Source organism: Archangium sp., assembly GCF_036389735.1.
Taxonomy (GTDB): Bacteria; Myxococcota; Myxococcia; order Myxococcales; family Myxococcaceae; genus Archangium.
The window spans coordinates 1-17423 of record NZ_DASVWK010000418.1 but is presented as its reverse complement, the minus strand read 5'-3'; the positions used below and the strand labels follow the sequence as shown (position 1 = coordinate 17423).

The 17423-nt window shown below is 68.2% G+C and carries 17 protein-coding genes and 3 tRNA genes; 10 read left to right on the top strand and 10 right to left on the bottom strand.

What is annotated here, in order from left to right:
* The first annotated feature begins 211 nt into the window (after positions 1 to 211).
* From gltX to VF794_RS15110, 5 genes are all read left to right on the top strand, one after another.
* Positions 212 to 1651 carry a glutamate--tRNA ligase gene (gene gltX, locus VF794_RS15130; protein ID WP_331110988.1) on the top strand — a complete coding sequence of 480 codons (1440 nt, stop codon included), beginning with the start codon at positions 212 to 214 and terminating at the stop codon, positions 1649 to 1651.
* A gap of 66 nt (positions 1652 to 1717) precedes the next feature.
* Positions 1718 to 2140 (top strand): hypothetical protein, encoded by a 423-nt coding sequence (locus VF794_RS15125; protein ID WP_331110986.1) that lies wholly within the window; start codon positions 1718 to 1720, stop codon positions 2138 to 2140.
* Positions 2141 to 2206: 66 nt separating this feature from the next.
* A tRNA-Gln gene (locus tag VF794_RS15120) sits at positions 2207 to 2277 on the top strand.
* Between the two features lie 23 nt (positions 2278 to 2300).
* A tRNA-Glu gene (locus tag VF794_RS15115) sits at positions 2301 to 2372 on the top strand.
* Positions 2373 to 2421: 49 nt separating this feature from the next.
* Positions 2422 to 2493, top strand: a tRNA-Glu gene (locus VF794_RS15110).
* 59 nt (positions 2494 to 2552) lie between these two features.
* Here VF794_RS15110 and VF794_RS15105 read toward each other — a convergent pair.
* Positions 2553 to 3515 (bottom strand): response regulator, encoded by a 963-nt coding sequence (locus VF794_RS15105; protein WP_331110984.1) that lies wholly within the window; start codon positions 3513 to 3515, stop codon positions 2553 to 2555.
* Positions 3516 to 3582: 67 nt separating this feature from the next.
* Here VF794_RS15105 and VF794_RS15100 point away from each other — a divergent pair, with 67 nt between their 5' ends.
* Positions 3583 to 4173 carry a hypothetical protein gene (locus VF794_RS15100; protein ID WP_331110982.1) on the top strand — a complete coding sequence of 197 codons (591 nt, stop codon included), beginning with the start codon at positions 3583 to 3585 and terminating at the stop codon, positions 4171 to 4173.
* On the opposite strand, the gene VF794_RS15095 is transcribed toward VF794_RS15100, so the two are convergent.
* Both VF794_RS15095 and VF794_RS15090 read right to left on the bottom strand, forming a co-directional pair.
* Complete coding sequence (locus VF794_RS15095; RefSeq protein WP_331110980.1) at positions 4151 to 5308, bottom strand: sensor histidine kinase; 1158 nt, start codon at positions 5306 to 5308, stop codon at positions 4151 to 4153. The genes VF794_RS15100 and VF794_RS15095 overlap by 23 nt on opposite strands.
* A gap of 194 nt (positions 5309 to 5502) precedes the next feature.
* Positions 5503 to 5760 (bottom strand): DUF2795 domain-containing protein, encoded by a 258-nt coding sequence (locus VF794_RS15090; RefSeq protein WP_331110978.1) that lies wholly within the window; start codon positions 5758 to 5760, stop codon positions 5503 to 5505.
* A gap of 157 nt (positions 5761 to 5917) precedes the next feature.
* On the opposite strand from VF794_RS15090, the gene VF794_RS15085 reads away from it, so the two are divergent.
* Positions 5918 to 6130, top strand: a complete 213-nt coding sequence (locus VF794_RS15085) for a hypothetical protein (RefSeq protein WP_331110976.1) — start codon at positions 5918 to 5920, stop codon at positions 6128 to 6130.
* 57 nt (positions 6131 to 6187) lie between these two features.
* Here VF794_RS15085 and VF794_RS15080 read toward each other — a convergent pair whose 3' ends face one another.
* The 5 genes from VF794_RS15080 to VF794_RS15060 form a co-directional block, all read right to left on the bottom strand.
* The gene (locus tag VF794_RS15080; protein WP_331110974.1) at positions 6188 to 7768 is read right to left on the bottom strand and encodes a pyruvate dehydrogenase complex dihydrolipoamide acetyltransferase; all 1581 of its coding nucleotides are present in this window, start codon (positions 7766 to 7768) and stop codon (positions 6188 to 6190) included.
* 7 nt (positions 7769 to 7775) lie between these two features.
* The gene (locus VF794_RS15075) at positions 7776 to 8762 is read right to left on the bottom strand and encodes a pyruvate dehydrogenase complex E1 component subunit beta (protein WP_331110972.1); all 987 of its coding nucleotides are present in this window, start codon (positions 8760 to 8762) and stop codon (positions 7776 to 7778) included.
* A gap of 44 nt (positions 8763 to 8806) precedes the next feature.
* Positions 8807 to 9931: a pyruvate dehydrogenase (acetyl-transferring) E1 component subunit alpha gene (gene pdhA / locus VF794_RS15070; RefSeq protein WP_331110989.1), complete on the bottom strand. Its 1125-nt coding sequence runs from the start codon at positions 9929 to 9931 to the stop codon at positions 8807 to 8809.
* 140 nt (positions 9932 to 10071) lie between these two features.
* Positions 10072 to 10815, bottom strand: a complete 744-nt coding sequence (locus VF794_RS15065) for a hypothetical protein (RefSeq protein ID WP_331110970.1) — start codon at positions 10813 to 10815, stop codon at positions 10072 to 10074.
* A 53-nt stretch (positions 10816 to 10868) separates the two neighbouring features.
* Positions 10869 to 12446 (bottom strand): hypothetical protein, encoded by a 1578-nt coding sequence (locus VF794_RS15060; protein WP_331110968.1) that lies wholly within the window; start codon positions 12444 to 12446, stop codon positions 10869 to 10871.
* A 156-nt stretch (positions 12447 to 12602) separates the two neighbouring features.
* On the opposite strand from VF794_RS15060, the gene VF794_RS15055 reads away from it, so the two are divergent.
* Both VF794_RS15055 and VF794_RS15050 read left to right on the top strand, forming a co-directional pair.
* A complete protein-coding gene (locus VF794_RS15055) occupies positions 12603 to 13004 on the top strand; it encodes a hypothetical protein (protein ID WP_331110967.1) in 402 nt (133 codons plus the stop codon).
* Positions 13005 to 13023: 19 nt separating this feature from the next.
* On the top strand, positions 13024 to 13392 hold the full coding sequence (locus VF794_RS15050) for a type VI immunity family protein (protein ID WP_331110965.1): 369 nt from the start codon (positions 13024 to 13026) through the stop codon (positions 13390 to 13392).
* A 1-nt stretch (position 13393) separates the two neighbouring features.
* Here VF794_RS15050 and VF794_RS15045 read toward each other — a convergent pair whose 3' ends face one another.
* Both VF794_RS15045 and VF794_RS15040 read right to left on the bottom strand, forming a co-directional pair.
* Positions 13394 to 14860, bottom strand: coding sequence for an MFS transporter (locus VF794_RS15045; RefSeq protein ID WP_331110963.1), 1467 nt, complete (start codon positions 14858 to 14860; stop codon positions 13394 to 13396).
* 91 nt (positions 14861 to 14951) lie between these two features.
* Complete coding sequence (locus tag VF794_RS15040; protein WP_331110962.1) at positions 14952 to 15626, bottom strand: NUDIX hydrolase; 675 nt, start codon at positions 15624 to 15626, stop codon at positions 14952 to 14954.
* A 121-nt stretch (positions 15627 to 15747) separates the two neighbouring features.
* Here VF794_RS15040 and VF794_RS15035 point away from each other — a divergent pair.
* On the top strand, positions 15748 to 17423 hold a 1676-nt coding region (locus VF794_RS15035; protein ID WP_331110960.1), incomplete at its 3' end, for a bifunctional metallophosphatase/5'-nucleotidase.

Below are 17423 nucleotides of genomic sequence, written 5' to 3'. Positions count from 1 at the left end.
CGAGCTCCGGCAGATCCGCCCGCAGCATCGTGGTGGCCCCCGCCGGCAGGCAGAGCAGGAAAACGGCCGAAAGGAGCGCGCGGAACGCGGTGGGAAGTGTCATGCAAGAGCCCTCGATGCGCGGCAGTTTAATGCATTGGGCGGGCCGCCGGGCAGGGAAGTCGGCCGCTCGTTGACCATCCAAGCCCGCTCCTGCTATCCGCGCCCCTCCATGGCTTCCGTTCCTCGCGTCCGTTTCGCACCGTCTCCGACCGGTTATCTGCACATCGGCGGGGCCCGTACCGCCCTCTTCAACTACCTCTACGCGCGGCGCCAGGGCGGCGTCTTCATCCTGCGCATCGAGGACACGGACCAGGAGCGCTCCACCCCCGAGTCCGTGAAGGCCATCCTCGACGGCCTCACCTGGCTGGGCATCGACTGGGACGAGGGCCCGGGCAAGGAGGGCTCGGCGGCGCCCTACTTCCAGACGCAGCGGTTGGACCTCTACAAGAAGTACGTGGACCAGCTCATCGCCGAGCGCAAGGCGTACCGCTGCTACTGCACCCGCGAGGAGATCGACGCGCGCCGGGCCGCGGTGGAGAAGGCCACGGGCAAACCGGGCACCTACAAGTACGAGGGCACCTGCCGCGACCGCGAGGACATCCCCGAGGGCCGCACCGCCGTCATCCGCTTCCGGATGCCGGATGGCGAGGGCGAGGTGACGTTCGACGACAAGGTGCTCGGGCCCATCACCAAGGCGTACTCGGACCTGGATGACTGGGTGATGATGCGCGCCGACGGCATCCCCCTCTACAACTACGGCTGCGTCATCGACGACCACACCATGGACATCACCCTGGTGGGGCGCGGGCAGGAGCACGTCAACTCCACCTTCCCGCAGCTGATGCTCTACAAGGCCTTCGGGTGGACGCCGCCGGACTTCGCCCACTTCCCGCTCATCCTCGGGCCGGACCGAGAGAAGCTGTCCAAGCGCAAGCACCCCGAGGCGGACGTGATGCTGCACAAGCGCAACGGCGTGCTGCCCGAGGCGCTGCTCAACTACGTCATCCGCCTGGGCTGGAGCCACGGCAACGACGAGGTCATCAGCCGCGAGCAGATGGTGGAGTGGTTCGACTTCGACCACGTGGGCAGTACCTCCGGCGTGTGGAGCCCGGACAAGCTGATGTGGCTCAACCAGCAGTGGCTCAAGCTGCTGCCCCCGGCGCGGGTGGCCGAGACGCTGGTGGACTTCCTGGCGGACAAGGGTGTGAAGCTGCCCCAGGGTGACGCGCGGCTGGAGCGCGTGGTGATGGCCTTCCGCGAGCGCGCCAGGTCGCTCCAGGAGATGGCGGACATGGCCCTCAAGTACTTCCAGCACGGGGTGACGCTGGACGAGAAGGCCGCCGCCAAGCACCTCACCGCCGAGTCCAAGCCCCTGCTCATCCAGGTGCGCGAGCAGGTGGCCGCCCTGCCCCAGTGGAGCGCCGCCTCGCTGGACGAGGTGGTGAAGAAGGTGAGCGAGCAGGCGGGGGTAGGCATGGGCAAGGTGGCCCAGCCGCTGCGCGTGGCCGCGACGGGCGGCACGGTGAGCCCGGGTATCGGCGAGACGCTGGAGTTGCTGGGACGCGAGGAGACGCTCCACCGGCTGGACGCGGCCCTGGCCCGGCCGTAAGCCCCTTGAACAGGGCCCGCACGTTGGGGTGGACACCTCCCACGGCGGGCCCTATTCTCCCCCGCGATGACTCGAGCGCTTGACAGCCTGAAGGGCCTTTTCTATAAGCCGCGCCCGCTCGGGGCGGTGGTGGTTGCCCTGTGGGTGTCGGTGGCGTCGGCGGAGGTGGTGAGCGGGGCGCAGCTCCCGGATGGCTCGCAGAAGGTGGGCGAGAACCGGTATCGGGCGCCGGGGGACTTCGAGAAGACGTTGGAGTACTACAAGTCCGTCTACCCGACGAGCGCCTTCCCCCGAAGGTCGATCGTCAATCAGCCGGGCGTGAAGGCACTCCACATCATCAACCCCTCGGGGAAGAATTTCGAAGGCCTGAACATTTACGAGTCGAACGACGAGGTCCGGATCTACGTCGTTCCCCTCCAGGCGGTACCGGCTCCCACCAAGCCGGCGAAGAAGCCTGGGGACTCGAAGTCTGGGAAGAGGGCGCGGTAACCCAGAGGTTCGGAAAAAGGAAGTTGAAGTGCTGAAGCAGTTGCGGTAGCAGTAGGGCGCAGTTGTTGGGGAATCGTCTAACGGCAGGACAGCAGACTCTGACTCTGCTTATCTAGGTTCGAATCCTAGTTCCCCAGTTGGTAATACCCGGTAGCAAACCGGCCCTGTCGTCTAGCGGTTAGGACGGAGCCCTCTCACGGCTCAAACTCGGGTTCGAATCCCGGCAGGGTCACTCGTAGCAAAGGCGCCCACCTTCCTGGGAAGGTGGGCGCTCTGTTTCTGGCCCTGTCGTCTAGCGGTTAGGACGGAGCCCTCTCACGGCTCAAACTCGGGTTCGAATCCCGGCAGGGTCACTGAGGCGCCCGCTTCCCCCAAGGAAGCGGGCGCTTCGCTTTTGCGGGCCCGGTGCTTCCTACCCGAGGCTCGCGCGGAAGGTCGCCAGCGCCGTGGCCAGCGCCGCCTGGGCCCGCTGAAGGCCGCGGCGCATCAGCAGCATGCGCACCCGCTCCGGCAGCGACTCGGAGGACGAGGTGCCAAAGCCCACCAGCTCCAGGCGCAGGGTGATGGCGTCCAGCAGGTCCGCCAGGTCCGCGTTCGGGCCGGCCAGCAGCACCACGTCCGGCGTGGCCGACTGGAGGCGCTCGGCAATCTCCCACCAGTGGGCCGCGCCTGTCTCCAGCACCACCACGGCCGCGCCCACCAGCGCGGGCGAGTCCGGGGGCAGCGCCACCGCCTCGAGCCCGTCCTCCAGCAGGGTCTCCAGCGCCTCGCGGCTGCCCACCACGGCCACCTGCCCACCCGTGGAGTTGCGGCTGGCCTGCTCGTAGGCGCGCAGGTGCGTCTCCAATTGCACGCGCGCCTCGGACGGGGCATGCCCGCCCGCCTCCAACAGCTCGGAGGCCTCGCGCGCCACGCGCCGCGCCAGCTCGCGTCCCTTCACCCGCTCCGTGCGACGCTCCAGCGCGGCGCGGACCTTGGCCCGCACCACCCGCAGGTCCTCGAAGGGCTTGAGGATGTAGTCGCTCGCGCCCGCGGCGAAGGCGGCGATCACCGACTCCGAGCTGGAGTAGCCGGTGATCATCAGCGCCTCCAGCGCGGGCTGCATCCGCCGGGCCTCGGCGATGAGCTCCACGCCACCCATACCGGGGAGGTTCTTGTCGGTGATGAGCACGTCGAAGCGCTGGGCCTTGAGCAACGCCAGGGCTTCCTCGGCGTCCTCGGCGAGGCTCACCACCAGGTCCGGCTCACGCGCCAACAACCGGGCGCACACGTCGCGCACCACGGCCTCGTCGTCCACCACCAGCACGGTGGAAGCGAGGGTTCCCCCACCCTCCTCACTCCCGCCGCCCTCATCCGTCTCGAAGGGGAGATCCATGGCTTTGAGGATTGCACAGCTCGCGTCGGACTTCGAGGGACGCCGTGTGGTGTCTATGCTGTGAGCCGTGGCGAGCTTCGCGGATGCCTTGGAGGAGAACCCCGCCCCCCGGCGGCTGGGGGACATACGACTGCGGTACGAGCCCGGCCGCCTGTTGGGCGAGTCCCTCTCCCCCGCCTATTGGCGGCGGCAGCTCCCGGGTGCCTGCCTGCTGGTGGCGGCCCTGTGCGCGGCGGGCGCCGTGGGGGCGTTGGTGTGGGGAAGTGGGGAGGGGGGGCTGCCGCCCCTGACGGTGGCGCTGGGCGGGCTGGGAACGGCCCTGGTGGGCGCCGCGCTCTGGCTGGAGGGCCAGCTCGGCCGTCGCCGCTTCGTGCTGCACTTCCCCACCGAGCGCCTGCGGCTGGAGCAGTTGCGGTGGGCGCCGGGAGCCACCCGCGTCGAGTGGGTGCCCTTCGACGAGGTGTTCGCCGTGGAAGTGGTGGAGCGCGCGCCCCGGCGCTATGCGCTCGTGGTGGCGTGGCGTTCCGGGGGTGAGACGGCAGAGGCGCGGCGCGCGGTGTTGGTGGAGCACATCGGCGCGGGCGAGGAGGAGGCGCTCTTCCGAGTGTGGCGCCTCCTGCACAACGCCTTCGGCCTCAGGGGAGCTGGGATCTCTTGATGGTGAGCTCCACCTCGGTGCCCTCACCCTGCTTCGACGACAGCCGCAGCCCGCCGCCGGCCTGCGTCATCAGCTCCTTGCAGATGGACAGACCCAGGCCCGTGCCGATGCCCACCGGCTTGGTGGTGAAGAGCGGCTGGAAGACCTTCTCCTGAAGATCCTGGGGAATGCCGCAGCCGTTGTCCGCCACGGTGAGCACCACGTCCTGCTCGCGCGACGTCCACCGCACCTCGATGCGACCCGGCCGGCCCGTGCCCTCCATGGCCTGCGCCGCGTTGACGATGAGGTTGAGCAGCACCTGGGTCAGCTTCACCGGACCGAACGTCACCTTCATGGGCTCGCCCATGGTGGTGATACGGGCCCGGTCACGCACCTCGGCGCGCGCCAGCTTCACCGCGAAGGACACCACCTCGGCCACGTCCGCCGAGGCCTCCATGTCCTCGCCACGAGCTTGAGCCCTCAGGCCCAGCGCCACTCCGCGCAGGTGGTCCGCTCCGCTGGCCAGGTCCGACAGCAGCGACGGCAGATCCTCCAGCACACTGGCCACCTCGGACGAAGGGTCCGTCGATAGGTGCTTGGAGGCGTACTGCACCACGCACTCGAGGTCCCGCCGCAGCGAGGACACGTTCTGCGAGAGGTAGCCCACCGGGCCCATCAGCTCGTGCGCGATGCCGGCCGTCACCTGACCCAGCGTGGCCAGACGCTCGGCCTTCATCATCCGCCCTTCCACCTCGCGGATGCGCAGCTCCAGCCGGGCGATCTTCAGGCCGTCTTCCAGCGCGGCCAGCACCTCGGCCCGGTCCCACGGCTTGACGAAGTAGCGGCTCACCTGGCCGCGGTTCACCGCGTCGATGACCGCCTGCATGTCCGAGTAGGCCGTGACGAGCATGCGCTTGGCGTCCGGCGCCAGCGTGCGCGCGCGCTCCAGCAGCTCCACGCCCGTCATGCCCGGCATGCGCTGGTCCGACAGGATGACGCCAATCTCGCTGCGCTTCTGCTCCAGCAGCGTCAGCGCCTCGGCCGGCGTCGAGCAGCGGAAGATGCGGAACTTCTGCCCGAAGTTCGCCTCGAACACCCTCAAATTGAGCGCGTCGTCGTCGACGTAGAGGACGGCGGGGAGGTCAGACGGATTCATGCAATTCCTCTCCGGGCCAGGCCGACCAACCCCATTCCCACCCTGCCAACCCACTGCGCCCACGCCCCAAGAGATACCACGTCAGGCGCAAAACCCGATGGGCCGTGTTCAGTGTGGGAGGCGACCCGCACGCACCGGCAACCCCGACATGCTCACCGTCAATCGCTCCGTTCCACACCTGGAGCCTGAGCGGCTCAGCGTGACTGCATGGGAGCCGACGGGGCCTCGGCCGCTTCCTCGCCTACTCCCAGCTGGGCTTCCACCACCCGCTGAACCAGGTCCAGGGAGTCGAACCGCTGCCGGGGCAGACCGCTCAGCAGGGAAAGAACGATGGGGGGGGCGTCGTTCTCCCGCGCCAGCAGGACCAGTTGCTCCGTGGAAAGGGGAAACACGGCCCCGAGCAGGGCCTGCTGGAGGGGCAGCCGGATGCGTCTGGTGTCGTCGTCATTCATCGGGACAAAGTTAAGCAGCTCACGATTGGGTTGCGTGCCCTTTTCATCGCCTACCCAGCGAGCAGGGGTACGGGCCACGCGGGAGGGTTCCCATTGGCCGTCTCCCACCTCGACCCCCACCCTATCCAGGCATCCCCACATGTGAGGAGGGACGGACATGGCGGACACCAAGGACCCAGGCTACGCGGAGCACATCGAGCACGTGCAGGCCACCCACCCAGACCCGTGGCCCGGCATCAAGGGCCGCTCGGAGGAGCATGAGTCGGAGCTTCCCACGGGCACGCCGCGCGAGGGCCAGGCCAGCGTCACCGACGCCCAGCGCCAGCTGGAGCACGACATGCACGAGACGAAGGAGCCGACCCGCGAGTGACGGGTCGGAAGCCACCGGCGGGCCGCCCCAGGGAGACGGCCCGCCGAGTGGCGGCGGCTAGAAGAGCAGCCGCATCGGGTGCTCGAGCAGCGCCTTGAGCTCCCGGAGGTACTCGGCGCCGATGGCCCCGTCGATGACGCGGTGGTCGCCCGAGAGCGTCACCGTCATCATCTTGCGCACCACCATCTGCCCATCGCGCACCACCACCTTGTCCGCCACCGAGCCCACCGCGAGGATGGCGGCCTGGGGCGGGTTGATGACGGCGATGAACGCGTCGATGCCGTACATGCCCAGGTTGGACACGGTCAGCGAGCCGCCGGTGTACTCGGCCGGTTTGAGGCCCCGCTTGCGAGCCCGCTCGGCCAGATCACGCGCCTCGGCGGAGATGGCCGACAGCCCCTTCTTGTCCGCGTCGCGGATGATGGGGGTGATGAGACCGTCCTCGATGGCCACCGCGATGCCGATATCCACCGTCTCGAAGTGAAGGATGTTGTCGCCACTCAGCGACACATTCATCTTCGGGTAGCGGCGCAGCGCCATGGCCGACGCCTTCACGATGATGTCGTTGACGGAGACCTTGGACTCGAGGGCCTTGGCCTCCTCGCGGATCTTCAGCGCGCCGTCCATCTCCACATCCACCGAGAGGTAGAAGTGCGGGACGCCCGGCTTCACCTCGGCCATGCGCTGGCTGATGACCTTGCGCATGGTGGAGACGGGCACCGACTTCGGCTCGGGACGCACGCCCGGAGCCGTCGGAGCGGCGGCCGGGGCCTTGCCCGGGGCGGCCCGGGTGGGCGCCTGGGTGAGCGCCGTCTCGATGTCGCGCTTGACGATGCGACCGAGCGGACCGGAGCCCTGCAGCTGGGACAGGTCCAGACCGCGCTCGCGAGCCATCCGCTTCGCCAGCGGGCTGGCGCGCAGCCGGCCTCCCGGTGTGGACGCAGGAGCCTTCGGCGCGGGCGCCGGAGCCTGGGCGGGAGCAGCGGCCTTGGGCGGGGGCGCCGCGGCGGCCTGGGCTGGAGCAGCGGCGGGCTTGATGCCCCCCTTGCCCGCCAGGAACGCGATGGGCGCGCCCACCTTGGCCATCTGGCCCTCCTGCACGACGATGCGCGCCAGCACACCGTCGTCGTAGGCTTCCACCTCGAGGTTGGACTTGTCCGTCTCCACCTCGGCGATGGCCTGGCCGGAGGAGACCTTGTCTCCCTCCTTCTTCAGCCACTTGATGAGCTTGCCCTCCGTCATCGTCGGGGAGAGCGCGGGCATCACCACGGGGATGCCCTCGCCCCCGGCGGCGGGAGCGGGCTGGGCGGCGACAGCGGGCTGGGCAGCGGGAGCCACGGGCGCCGGAGCGGCGGGCTTCGGGGCGGCGGGCTTGCCACCTCCGGCGTCGACACTCTCGCCCTTGGCGCCGATGAAGGCGATGGGCGCGCCAACGGTGGCCATCCCCCCTTCGGCGACGACGATCTTCAGCAGGTAGCCGTCGTCATAGGCTTCGATCTCGAGGTTCGACTTGTCGGTCTCGCACTCGGCGATCGCCTCGCCGGAGGAGACCTTGTCGCCCTCCTTCTTGAGCCACTTGACGATCTTGCCCTCCTTCATCGTCGGAGAGAGGGCGGGCATCTGGATGGGGGTGGCCATACGGTTCTCAGGCTCCCTCGCGGTAGAGGACCTTCTTCACGGCCGCGATGATCTTGGGCGCGTCCGGCTGGATCGCGTTCTCCAGGTTCGCCGCGTAGGACATGTTCACGTCGACGCCGGTCACGCGCACGACGGGCGCGTCCAGCTCGTCGAAGGCCTTGGACTGGATGATGTCCACGACCTGCGCGCCGATGCCGGCCAGGGGCCAGCCCTCCTCCACGACGATGGCGCGGTTGGTCTTGCGCACGGTGGCGAGGATGGCCTCCTCGTCCAGCGGGCGCAGCGTGCGCAGGTCGAGGATCTCCACGGAGATGCCCTCGGCATCCAGCTGCTTCGCGGCCTCCTCGCAGAAGTAGTACATGCGCGACCAGGTGATGATGCTGACGTCCTTGCCCTCGCGCTTCACGTCCGCCTTGCCGATGGGGACGATGTGCTCGCCCTCGGGCACCTCGCCCTTGAGGGCGTAGAGGCGCTCGCCTTCGATCATGATGACGGGGTTCTCATCACGGATGGCGGACTTGAGCAGGCCCTTGGCGTCCGCCGGCGTGGCCGGGGCAATCACCTTCAGGCCCGGGAAGTGGGCGTAGTTGGCCTCCAGCGCCTGGCTGTGCTGGCTGGAGAGCCGGCCACCCGCGCCGCCCGGACCGCGGAACACGATGGGGCAGCGCAGCTGGCCGCCGGACATGTGCCGCAGCTTCGCCGCGTTGTTGACGATCTGATCCATCGCCAGGATGGCGAAGTTCCAGGTCATCATCTCCACCACCGGACGCAGGCCCACCATCGCCGCGCCGACGCCCAGGCCGGTGAAGCCCAGCTCGGAGATGGGCGCGTCGATGATGCGCGCGCTCCCGAACCTGTCCAGCAGACCCTGCGACACCTTGAAGGCGCCCTGGTAGCGACCCACTTCCTCACCAATGAGGAATACGTTGGCGTCGCGCTCCATCTCCTCGGCGAGCGCCTGGTTCAGCGCCTCGCGGTACATCAACTCGGCCATCGTTGGCTCCGAATTCGAAATCTCAAGAAGTCAGTGGAAGAGAACTAGCGCTTCAGGCCCGCCGCCTTGTCGGCCTTGTCGGCCTGTTCACGCGGCTCGAGGTCCCACGTCACCTTCAGCTCCTGGCCCGAGGGGTACTTGGGCCAGTTGGCCACCTTCACGCCCAGCACGCGCTCGCGGGGGCGCACGTCCTCCTCGCCCTCCTCCACGATGGTGTCCTTCCAGAGCTCGTCGATGCTGGGCTCGGGCGACTCGTCGGCGAACTTCACCGCCGCGTCCACCTGCTCCTTCACCTCGGCCTCGATGGCCTCGAACTCCTCGTCCTTGGCCAGGCCCTGCTTGATGGCGTAGTCGCGCAGGCGGGGGATGGGGTCGTTCTTGCGCTCGTCCTCCACCTCCTGCTTGGTGCGGTAGGTGGCGGGGTCGGCCATGGAGTGGCCGCGGAAGCGGTAGGTGTTGGCCTCCATCAGCACCGGACCATTGCCCGCGCGGATGTAGGCGGCCGCGTCCTTCACCGCCTCGTACATCTTCAGCACGTCCATGCCGTCCACGGCCTCGTGGCGCATGCCGTAGGCCTCGCCGCGCTTGTGGATCTCCGGCACCGCCGAGGTGCGGGCGATCGCCGTGCCCATGCCATAGCGGTTGTTCTCGCAGATGTAGAGCACGGGCAGCTTCCACTTCACCGCCATGTTGAGCGTCTCGTGGAAGATGCCCTGGTTGGCGGCGGCGTCACCGAAGTAGCACACGGTGATGCGGTCCTCGTTGCGGTAGCGGCTGGCGAAGGCCATGCCCGCGGCCAGACCGATCTGCGCCCCGACGATGCCGTAGCCACCGTAGAAGTGGTTCTCGATGTCGAAGATGTGCATCGAGCCGCCCTTGCCCTTGCTGTAGCCGCCAGTGCGGCCGAAGAGCTCCGCCATGACCATGCCCGCGTCCGAGCCACGCGCCAGCGGCTGGGCGTGGTCCCGGTAGCCCGAGAGCATGTAGTCATCCTTGCGGATGGCCTCCTCGACACCGGCCGCCACTGCCTCCTGGCCGATGTACAGGTGGCAGAATCCGGCGATCTTCCCCAGACCGTACTGCTGGCCCGCTCGTTCCTCGAAGCGGCGCATGAGGTACATCTTCCGGTACATCGTCAACAGCAGGTCTTTCGAGTACTTGCTGGCCACCGCCAAGCCTCCAGACATTGAAACCGTCCCGGGAGAAGGGACGGCAGTGCGCCTCAATAGCGCGCGGACATGGGACTGCAAGGGCTTTCGTGCACCAAACGGCTGGGCGAGTCCTGCCCCCACCCTTTAGGCGCATTGCGTCACGGCTCGAATGAGAAGTGCGGCACGGAGACGATTTCGTCGAGGAGCACCACCGGCCGGCCCGAGTGGTCGGTCGCCAGATGGACGACCTTGGCCTCCGGGAAGCGGCGCAGGTAGTCGTTGGCGTGGGTGGGCTCGTTGTCGAAAGCGGCGATGAGCCGCCCCAATTCCCCCAGCCGGGCGTGGGCGGTGCGCTTGAAGGCGTCATCGTCCTCGCGCTCGGTGGGCTTCATCAGCAGGTGCACCCGGCCCTCGCCGGGCACGGCCAGGCCATTGCGGCGCATGCACTCCACGGTGCCTGGCCGCATGCCCTCGTGGCGGCCGGTGACATAGGCCAGGTGGGCCCCGGTGGCCACCACGGCATGGGTGAAGGGCGCGGCACCCTGATGGGCCACGTCGTCCACGCAGTACTCACTGGTGAAGAAGCGCTCCAGCCAGAAGGTGCGCAGCGCCGTGAAATGGGCCTCCGCCTCCTCCGACGAGAGGCCGCAGTTGAGCATGGCCCCCCGCATGTCGAAGCCGCTGTCCCAGTGGCGCGGCTCGCAGGCGCTCAGCTTCTCCACCGCCTGGGCGAGCCCGAATTCGCGCACGATGCGGGCCTGCCGGGGCCGGTTGTCGAAGAGGGTCGAGTCCAGGTCGAAGGCGAGCACCGCCTGGGAGCCGAGCGAGCGGGCCTGCTCCAGGATGCCTCGCAGCGTCTGCTGCCAGCCCTCCTGGACACGGGTTCTGAGGTTCGAGGCCATGGTCTTCCAGAATACATGGCCCCTCGCGCCCCGGCAGCGCGGAATTCAGCCCCTCAGGCGGCCGAGCGGATGGGCTCGGGGTGGAGGGGCTGCTCCGGGCACAGGCGCAGCATGCGCTTGATGCCATTGCGGTCCAGCACCAGCCGGACGAGCTGGAGGGACTCCTTCTCCTGCCCGGACTCCTCGACGATGAAGCGGAAGGCCAGGTCCACCTGGTAGCTCTTGGCCCCGCGCACCCGCCCCACCGAGAAGTCCTCCAGGTCCACGTACTCCAGCGCGTACTCGGGCTCGTCCATGTCGCGCAGGAAGCGCTCCACGTTGACGCGGATGATGTCGGTGATGCCGCTCAGCCCACGCTCGGTGCGCGGCAGCAGCTCCGCGTCCAGCACCACCTGCTTCTGGTAGCGCAGCACCATCTCCGACAGCTCGCCCTGCGTCACGGTGATGAAGTCGTCGCGGGAGCGCAGCGCGGCCACCGACTCGGGCACCTTCACCGCGCTGCCGTAGTCCACCTTCTCCTCGCAGATGCCCAGGCACCGGCCCGTCACCGGATCCACGATACGGGCCGTGCGGTCGTACAGGTGCCGCGCCGCCAGCTGGCTGAAGATGCGCCGCATGCCCTCCTTGATGCGGTCCTTCATCATGTAGCCCACCACCATGATGAGGAAGAAGTTGAGGCTGGCTTGCGCCTGCGGGTGCGGGTAGCGGCCCTGCGCCCAGAAGGCCACGGCGGTGGCGAAGGCCATCGCCACGCCCGCCGCGAGCGCGAACAGCACCTCCTCCCAGCCCTGGCGCTTCTGCGCCCGCCGCGCCGACAGGAAGAGGATGTTCATGCAGAACTTCTTCAAGAAGCCGATCCGGTGGATGTACTCCTCGTTGTCCCCGGTGGGGCTGATGACCGAGCGCAGCTGGTTGTCCTTGCGGTAGCGCTCCTCGCGCAGCACCTCCTCCATCAGCTCCTTGCGCAGCTCGATGTAGACGCCCGAGCGCGGCAGCGCGTCCATGTCCGCCACGGCCTTGCGGAAGAACTGCTCCACCGTGAGGCTCATGTACTCGTCCACCAGGCGGATGGAGGCGCGCGTCTTCTCCTGCATCCGGTAGCGGTTGGCCGAGCGCGACCACGCACGGAAGCGCTCCAGCACGCGCCGGGCGCCGCCACTGGTCGCACGCGCCTCGGACTCCAGCCGCGCGCACGCCGCCTCCGCCGGGCTCCGGGCCATCCCCTCGCACAGCACGTCCACGTCGTTGGCGAAGCGCCGCAGCGCGCCGCGGAAGATGCAGGACAGGAGCTTCGACTGGTAGACGAGCTCCGACTCGCTGACGAGCCCCGTGCGCAGCCCCGCCTCCAGTCGGGCCAGCGGCGAGCTGTCCAGGTCCAGCACCTCGGCCAGGCTCATCACCGGCGTCTTGAAGCGCACGTAGTTGTGGATGTCCGCGTAGAAGGCCGCCCGCGGGTACGTCTCCGCGTCGATGTTCAGGCTCGCCGGCAGGAAGAAGTACGTCTCGACGAGATAGCGCGTCTCGTCGTCCGCCCCAGAGGGCTGGTACTCGAGCTTGAGCTCGAACTGCTTCCGGTCGTGGACATCGAGCCGGTTTTGCAGGAGCGGTGGAGGTACGGGAGCCTGGGACACACCCGCACTCTAGGTCACACGTCTGTCACGGGATAGTGACCCCCGGATCAGCGTCCAGACGCGAGTCCAATTGTAGTCGACTACAATCAATGTGCGCAGTTGTCGCACACCGATTGTAGTCGATTACAACAGGTGAAGCTCCACGGGGAGGAGTCCATGCCGCAGCCCCTGCTCAAGGCAGGTGGGGTGATGGTCGTCAGTATGCTCCTCGGGGCGTGTGCGAGCACTTCGGGCCGCATCACGTCGTTCCGCTACAGCGTCGACTCGCCCTCCGCCGCCTGTCGCCACAACCCCAGCGCTTGCCTCGCGCTCTACGGGAAGGAACTGGCCTCCGCCACCGCCGTCCTGAAGGTGGCACTGGACGTGGCGACGAGAACGTCCATCGACCAGGCGCTCGCGGCCTGCGCCGATGAGGCCCGCTCGGAAGTCCTGCTGCGGCACGAGGGGGACTTCGCGGCCCTTTTTCCCAACGTCGACGAGTGCATTGCGCTGGCGAAGAACCCCAGGCGCAAGGGGATGACGTGGGCCATGCAGCTCGATCCCTTCGCATGCCGCTGAGCAGCTGCGCGAGCTGTCCATGCGCTACCCGGGCATGGACCTCCCCGACTCGCTCGGCCTCTCGATGGAGATCGGCACGCGGGTCAAAGGGGTGCGCTGGCTGAATTTCCTGGGCCAGCCCGTGCTGGGCGAGTTGGGGAGCGCGGCGGGCCTGCGGACCCGGCTGCACTCCCCTGGAACCACCGTGCAGGAGCTCGAGGATGATCGGGTCGTCATCACCCTCGGCCCGTCACCAGATGCTGGCGACACAGAGCAGGGCCGCACGCTGCCCGCCTACCGGGAGCTGGCGCGCGTGCTGGAGCCCTGGCTCTACCGCACCGAGTCCAAACACGCGCACCTCGAGGTCCCGGAGCACGTCCGCCGCTGGGAGCGGCGCTTCCTGGACTGACTCAGCCCTGGGTGCCCGTCCGGGGCGGCTCTTGAGCGCCGCCAGGGGCCACCGCGGGGACCTGAACCACCGGGGCCACCTTGGATTGGGGCCGGGCGTTCCACACCCGGGTGGCCAGCAGCAGACCGACGAAGGACAGCGGCACCAGGGCGATTGGCCAGTTGGACCAGTTGGCCGCACTCTTCGCCGCCTCACCCGAGGGCAGGATGTTGCCCAGCAACAGCGACTGGAGGGCGGTGCCCGCGTACACGGCGCCGTCGATGATGCCCACCGCCAGGCCCGCGTTCTTCTTGCCACCGAAGTCCATGCTGGCGGTGCCCGACAGCATGCCGTGCACGCCAATCACGCACAGCGACATGAAGATGACCGCCCAGCCCAGCATCCAGCTCTGGATGAGGAAGAGCGAGGCCACCGCGCCCAGGGACAGGCCCGCGTAGAGCACCGCGGAGACGGGCCCGCGCCGCGAGTCGAACACCCGGTCCGAGATGACGCCGGCGAACATGCCGCCGGTGATGCCCGCCACGCACAGCAGCATCCCCCAGTTGGACGCCACGAACGTGTCGGCGATGCCCGTGGCCTTCGCGAACTTGGGGTACCACTGCATGATGGCGTTGCGCAGGAAGCCGCTGCAGAACTCGATGGACAGGATGGTGAGGATGATCGGATTGCGGATCATCTTCAGGAACACGTCCTTGGGCGCCAGTTGCTCGCTCTGCCCCGAGGAGGCATCAGCGGTGTCGAAGTCCGGGTGACCCGTGTGGCTCGGCGTGTCGCGGATGACGAAGAAGTCCAGCACCACGAAGACCGCGAGGACCGCCGCCGGAACGAAGAACACCCACCAGGTGGGCGCCGCCTTCGCGATGAACCGGCTCCAGTCATAGGCGAAGTAGACGCCCAGCGAGATGAGGATGCCGAACACCCCGCCCAGCACTCCGCGCTCCTTCACGTGGAACCAGGACGCGTTCACCTTGACGATGGAGACCGCGCCGAAGCTCTGGAAGTACATGTTCAGCGCGTAGAGGACGGACAGCGTGGCCACCAGGCCGCCCGGCGGCTGCCATCCGCCCGCCAGCACGCCGTACACCACCGCCCCCATCAGCGCGTTGCACACCGCCGAGCCGGCCGCACTCAGGAGGATCGTCTTGCGGCCTCCGAGCTTGTCCGTCAGTGGGCCGTTGAGCAGGAAGGAGAAACCGTACGTCAGCGTGCCCCAGAAGAAGATGGTGCCGAAGTCCGCGTTGGTCGTGTACCCCTTCAGCGCGCTCGTCGCCTCGTTGAGGTTGTAGCGCCCCATGTAGAGGAACGCGTACGTCATGCCCAACGGGAACCAGTTGAAGAAGCGCCGACGCTTGAAGGCCTCGGTGTGCCCGAGCTCCACCTTGGGCAGTCGGGAGATCACCAGCGCGATCGCCGCCAGCAGGATGAGGATCGGCAGGAGTTGCTGAAGCCAGGTGGGCAACGACGACATTCCGAGGACCTCGTTGGGGGAAGACGAGACGGCGCACCCTACCCCGTCCCGCGCTCCCCGGCCAACCTCGCCCCCCGCACTCCCCTTCCCGTCACGCCTGCTCGGCCAGCAGCCGCAGGATGGCGATCTCCGTCTTCGCGTCCGGCACGTCCCCGCGCCGGCACATCGCCAGCAACTCGCGGATGGGCCTCCACTGCAGGTGCGTGCCCTCCTCCAGGGGTGAGCCGTCCCCCTGCGGCACCCCGGGCTCCCTGCCCGTCACGTCCACCGCCGCCGGGAACACCTTCTCCGACAGGATGCCCGGCGCCAGGAAGAAGCCCGCCCCCAACAGCTGGATCTCCTCCGGCTTCACCTCGTACCCGGCCTCCTCGAGCACCTCCTCGGCCGCCCGGTGGCGCAGGCCCGCCTCCCCCTTGTCCTCCGGCTCCAGCAGCCCCGCGACGATCTCCTCCACCCGCAGGTACGTGGCCGGGTCCGGCACCGTCATCTCCTTGCCCCGCCGGAAGTAGGCCGCTGGCCGCAGGTTCATCCGCGTCAGCACCTCCAGCCCCGACGTGCCGCGCCGGTACACCAGCACCGCCACCGCATCCAGCCGTGGCCGATCCACCACGTCCACCCGGTACACCTTGGACGCCGTGCCGTCCGCGCGCCGGTTCTGACAGCGCAGGCGCCGCACTCGCAGAAAACCCTCGTCACACTTCGCGGTCGACGAGAAATCCTCGATGATCTCGATATCCGTCACAGAAGAATGGCTGCTCGGTCGCATGGCTGCTCCCTTACCGGAAGACCCGGACGAGGGGTCGTTGCTTGCCCACCCCGGGACGATCTCGTACCTTGCGCCGTCGTCTAGCGGTCAAATTCTTCAAGCCCCCCGGATCCGCCCCCGAATGCGACGTCTCCTGCTCGGCCTTTTGTGCGCCCTGCTCTCCTCGTGCATGCCCATCATGGAGGGACAGGACATCGATCTCAGCGGGCAGGAAGTGCGGCTGTCCCTGCTGCACACCTCCGACATCCACTCGCGGCTCATCCCCTATGACTTCGCGCCGCTGAAGACGGACACGGACCTGGGCATCATCCCCGAGGCGGGCCCCTTCGGTGGGGCCACCCGCATGGGGGCCATCCTCAAGCGCGAGCGCCAGCGCTCCGATCGCGTGCTGCACCTGGACTCGGGAGACTGCTTCCAGGGCGCGCCCATCTTCAACGTCTTCAGCGGCGAGGCCGAGTTCCGCTTCCTGTCCAAGCTGGGCCTGGACGCGGCGGTGATCGGCAACCACGAGTTCGACGCCGGCCTGCGCAACTTCGTGGAGAAGACGCGCGACTTCGCCAACTTCCCGCTGATGGCGGCCAACTACCACTGGGACAGCCCGAACGACGCAGGCAACGAGCAGGCCCTGCTCAACACCGTGCCCTACGTCATCCGCAACGTGAAGGGCCTGCGGGTGGGCATCATCGGGATGGCCAACATCTCCTCGCTCAACTCCCTGACGGAGGGTGGCAACTCGCTCCAGGCCACCCCGCTGGAGCAGAACGAGGCGGCGCGCGCCTACGTGCAGATGCTGCGCCCCGTGGTGGACCTCATCGTGGTGGTCAGCCACCTGGGCCTCACCGAGGATCAGGATCTCATCCGCGGCTACGAGGCCTATTACGAGTACGAGGACGTGAAGCCCTACCTGGAGCGCGACCATGACCGGTGGCAGCTGCTCGAGTGGGCAGACCCCACCCTGGAGAACGATCCCAAGGCGGTGGTGAAGGTCTTCATTCCCGGCGTGTCCGGCCTGGACGTGATCCTGGGCGGCCACCTGCACGTGGTGCTCAACCCGCCGCAGCAGCTCAACGATCCGAGCGGGCGCAAGGTGCTGGTGGTGCACTCGGGCGCTTTCGCCAAGTACGTGGGCCGGCTGGACCTGGTGGTGAAGGTGCCCGAGGAGCGCGGCACCCACGAGGGCGCCGAGGTCATCAGCCACGGCTACCGCCCCTTCCCCCTGGACGGGCTGTGGTGCGACGACGCCATGCGCGCCTGGTACAAGGACAACTTCTGGAACCCGGGCGAGTTCGTCAACGCCACCGGCGTGCGCGACGCCATGCGCAAGTGCCAGGACATGGAGGACCGCGAGACCACGGACCTGCTCCAGCCCTACCTGCTGGGCATGGACTTCAACCTCCAGCTCACCTCCATCTTCTCCTACGCGCCGCGCGACCTGGATCGCCGCAACAACACCTCCTCGAGCGGTGACTCGCCGCTGGGCAACATCACCGCGGACTCCATGCGCAGGCGCCGCGCCGTGGAGGCGGAGATGGCCCTCACCAACTCGCTCGGCATCCGCGACAACCTCTACGCCGGCGCGGTGACCCAGGAGGCGATGTTCAACGTGTTCCCGTTCGAGAACACCATCAACATCATGAACCTCTCGGGCGTGGAGATTCAGGAGATGCTCGACTTCGTGGCCGATCGCTCCGCCAGCCGCGGCTGCCTCAGCCAGGCGCAGGTCTCCGGCGCGCGCTTCACCATGGACTGCGCCCAGGTGCAGCTCAACGAGCTGCGCATTCCCTGCGAGCCGGCGAA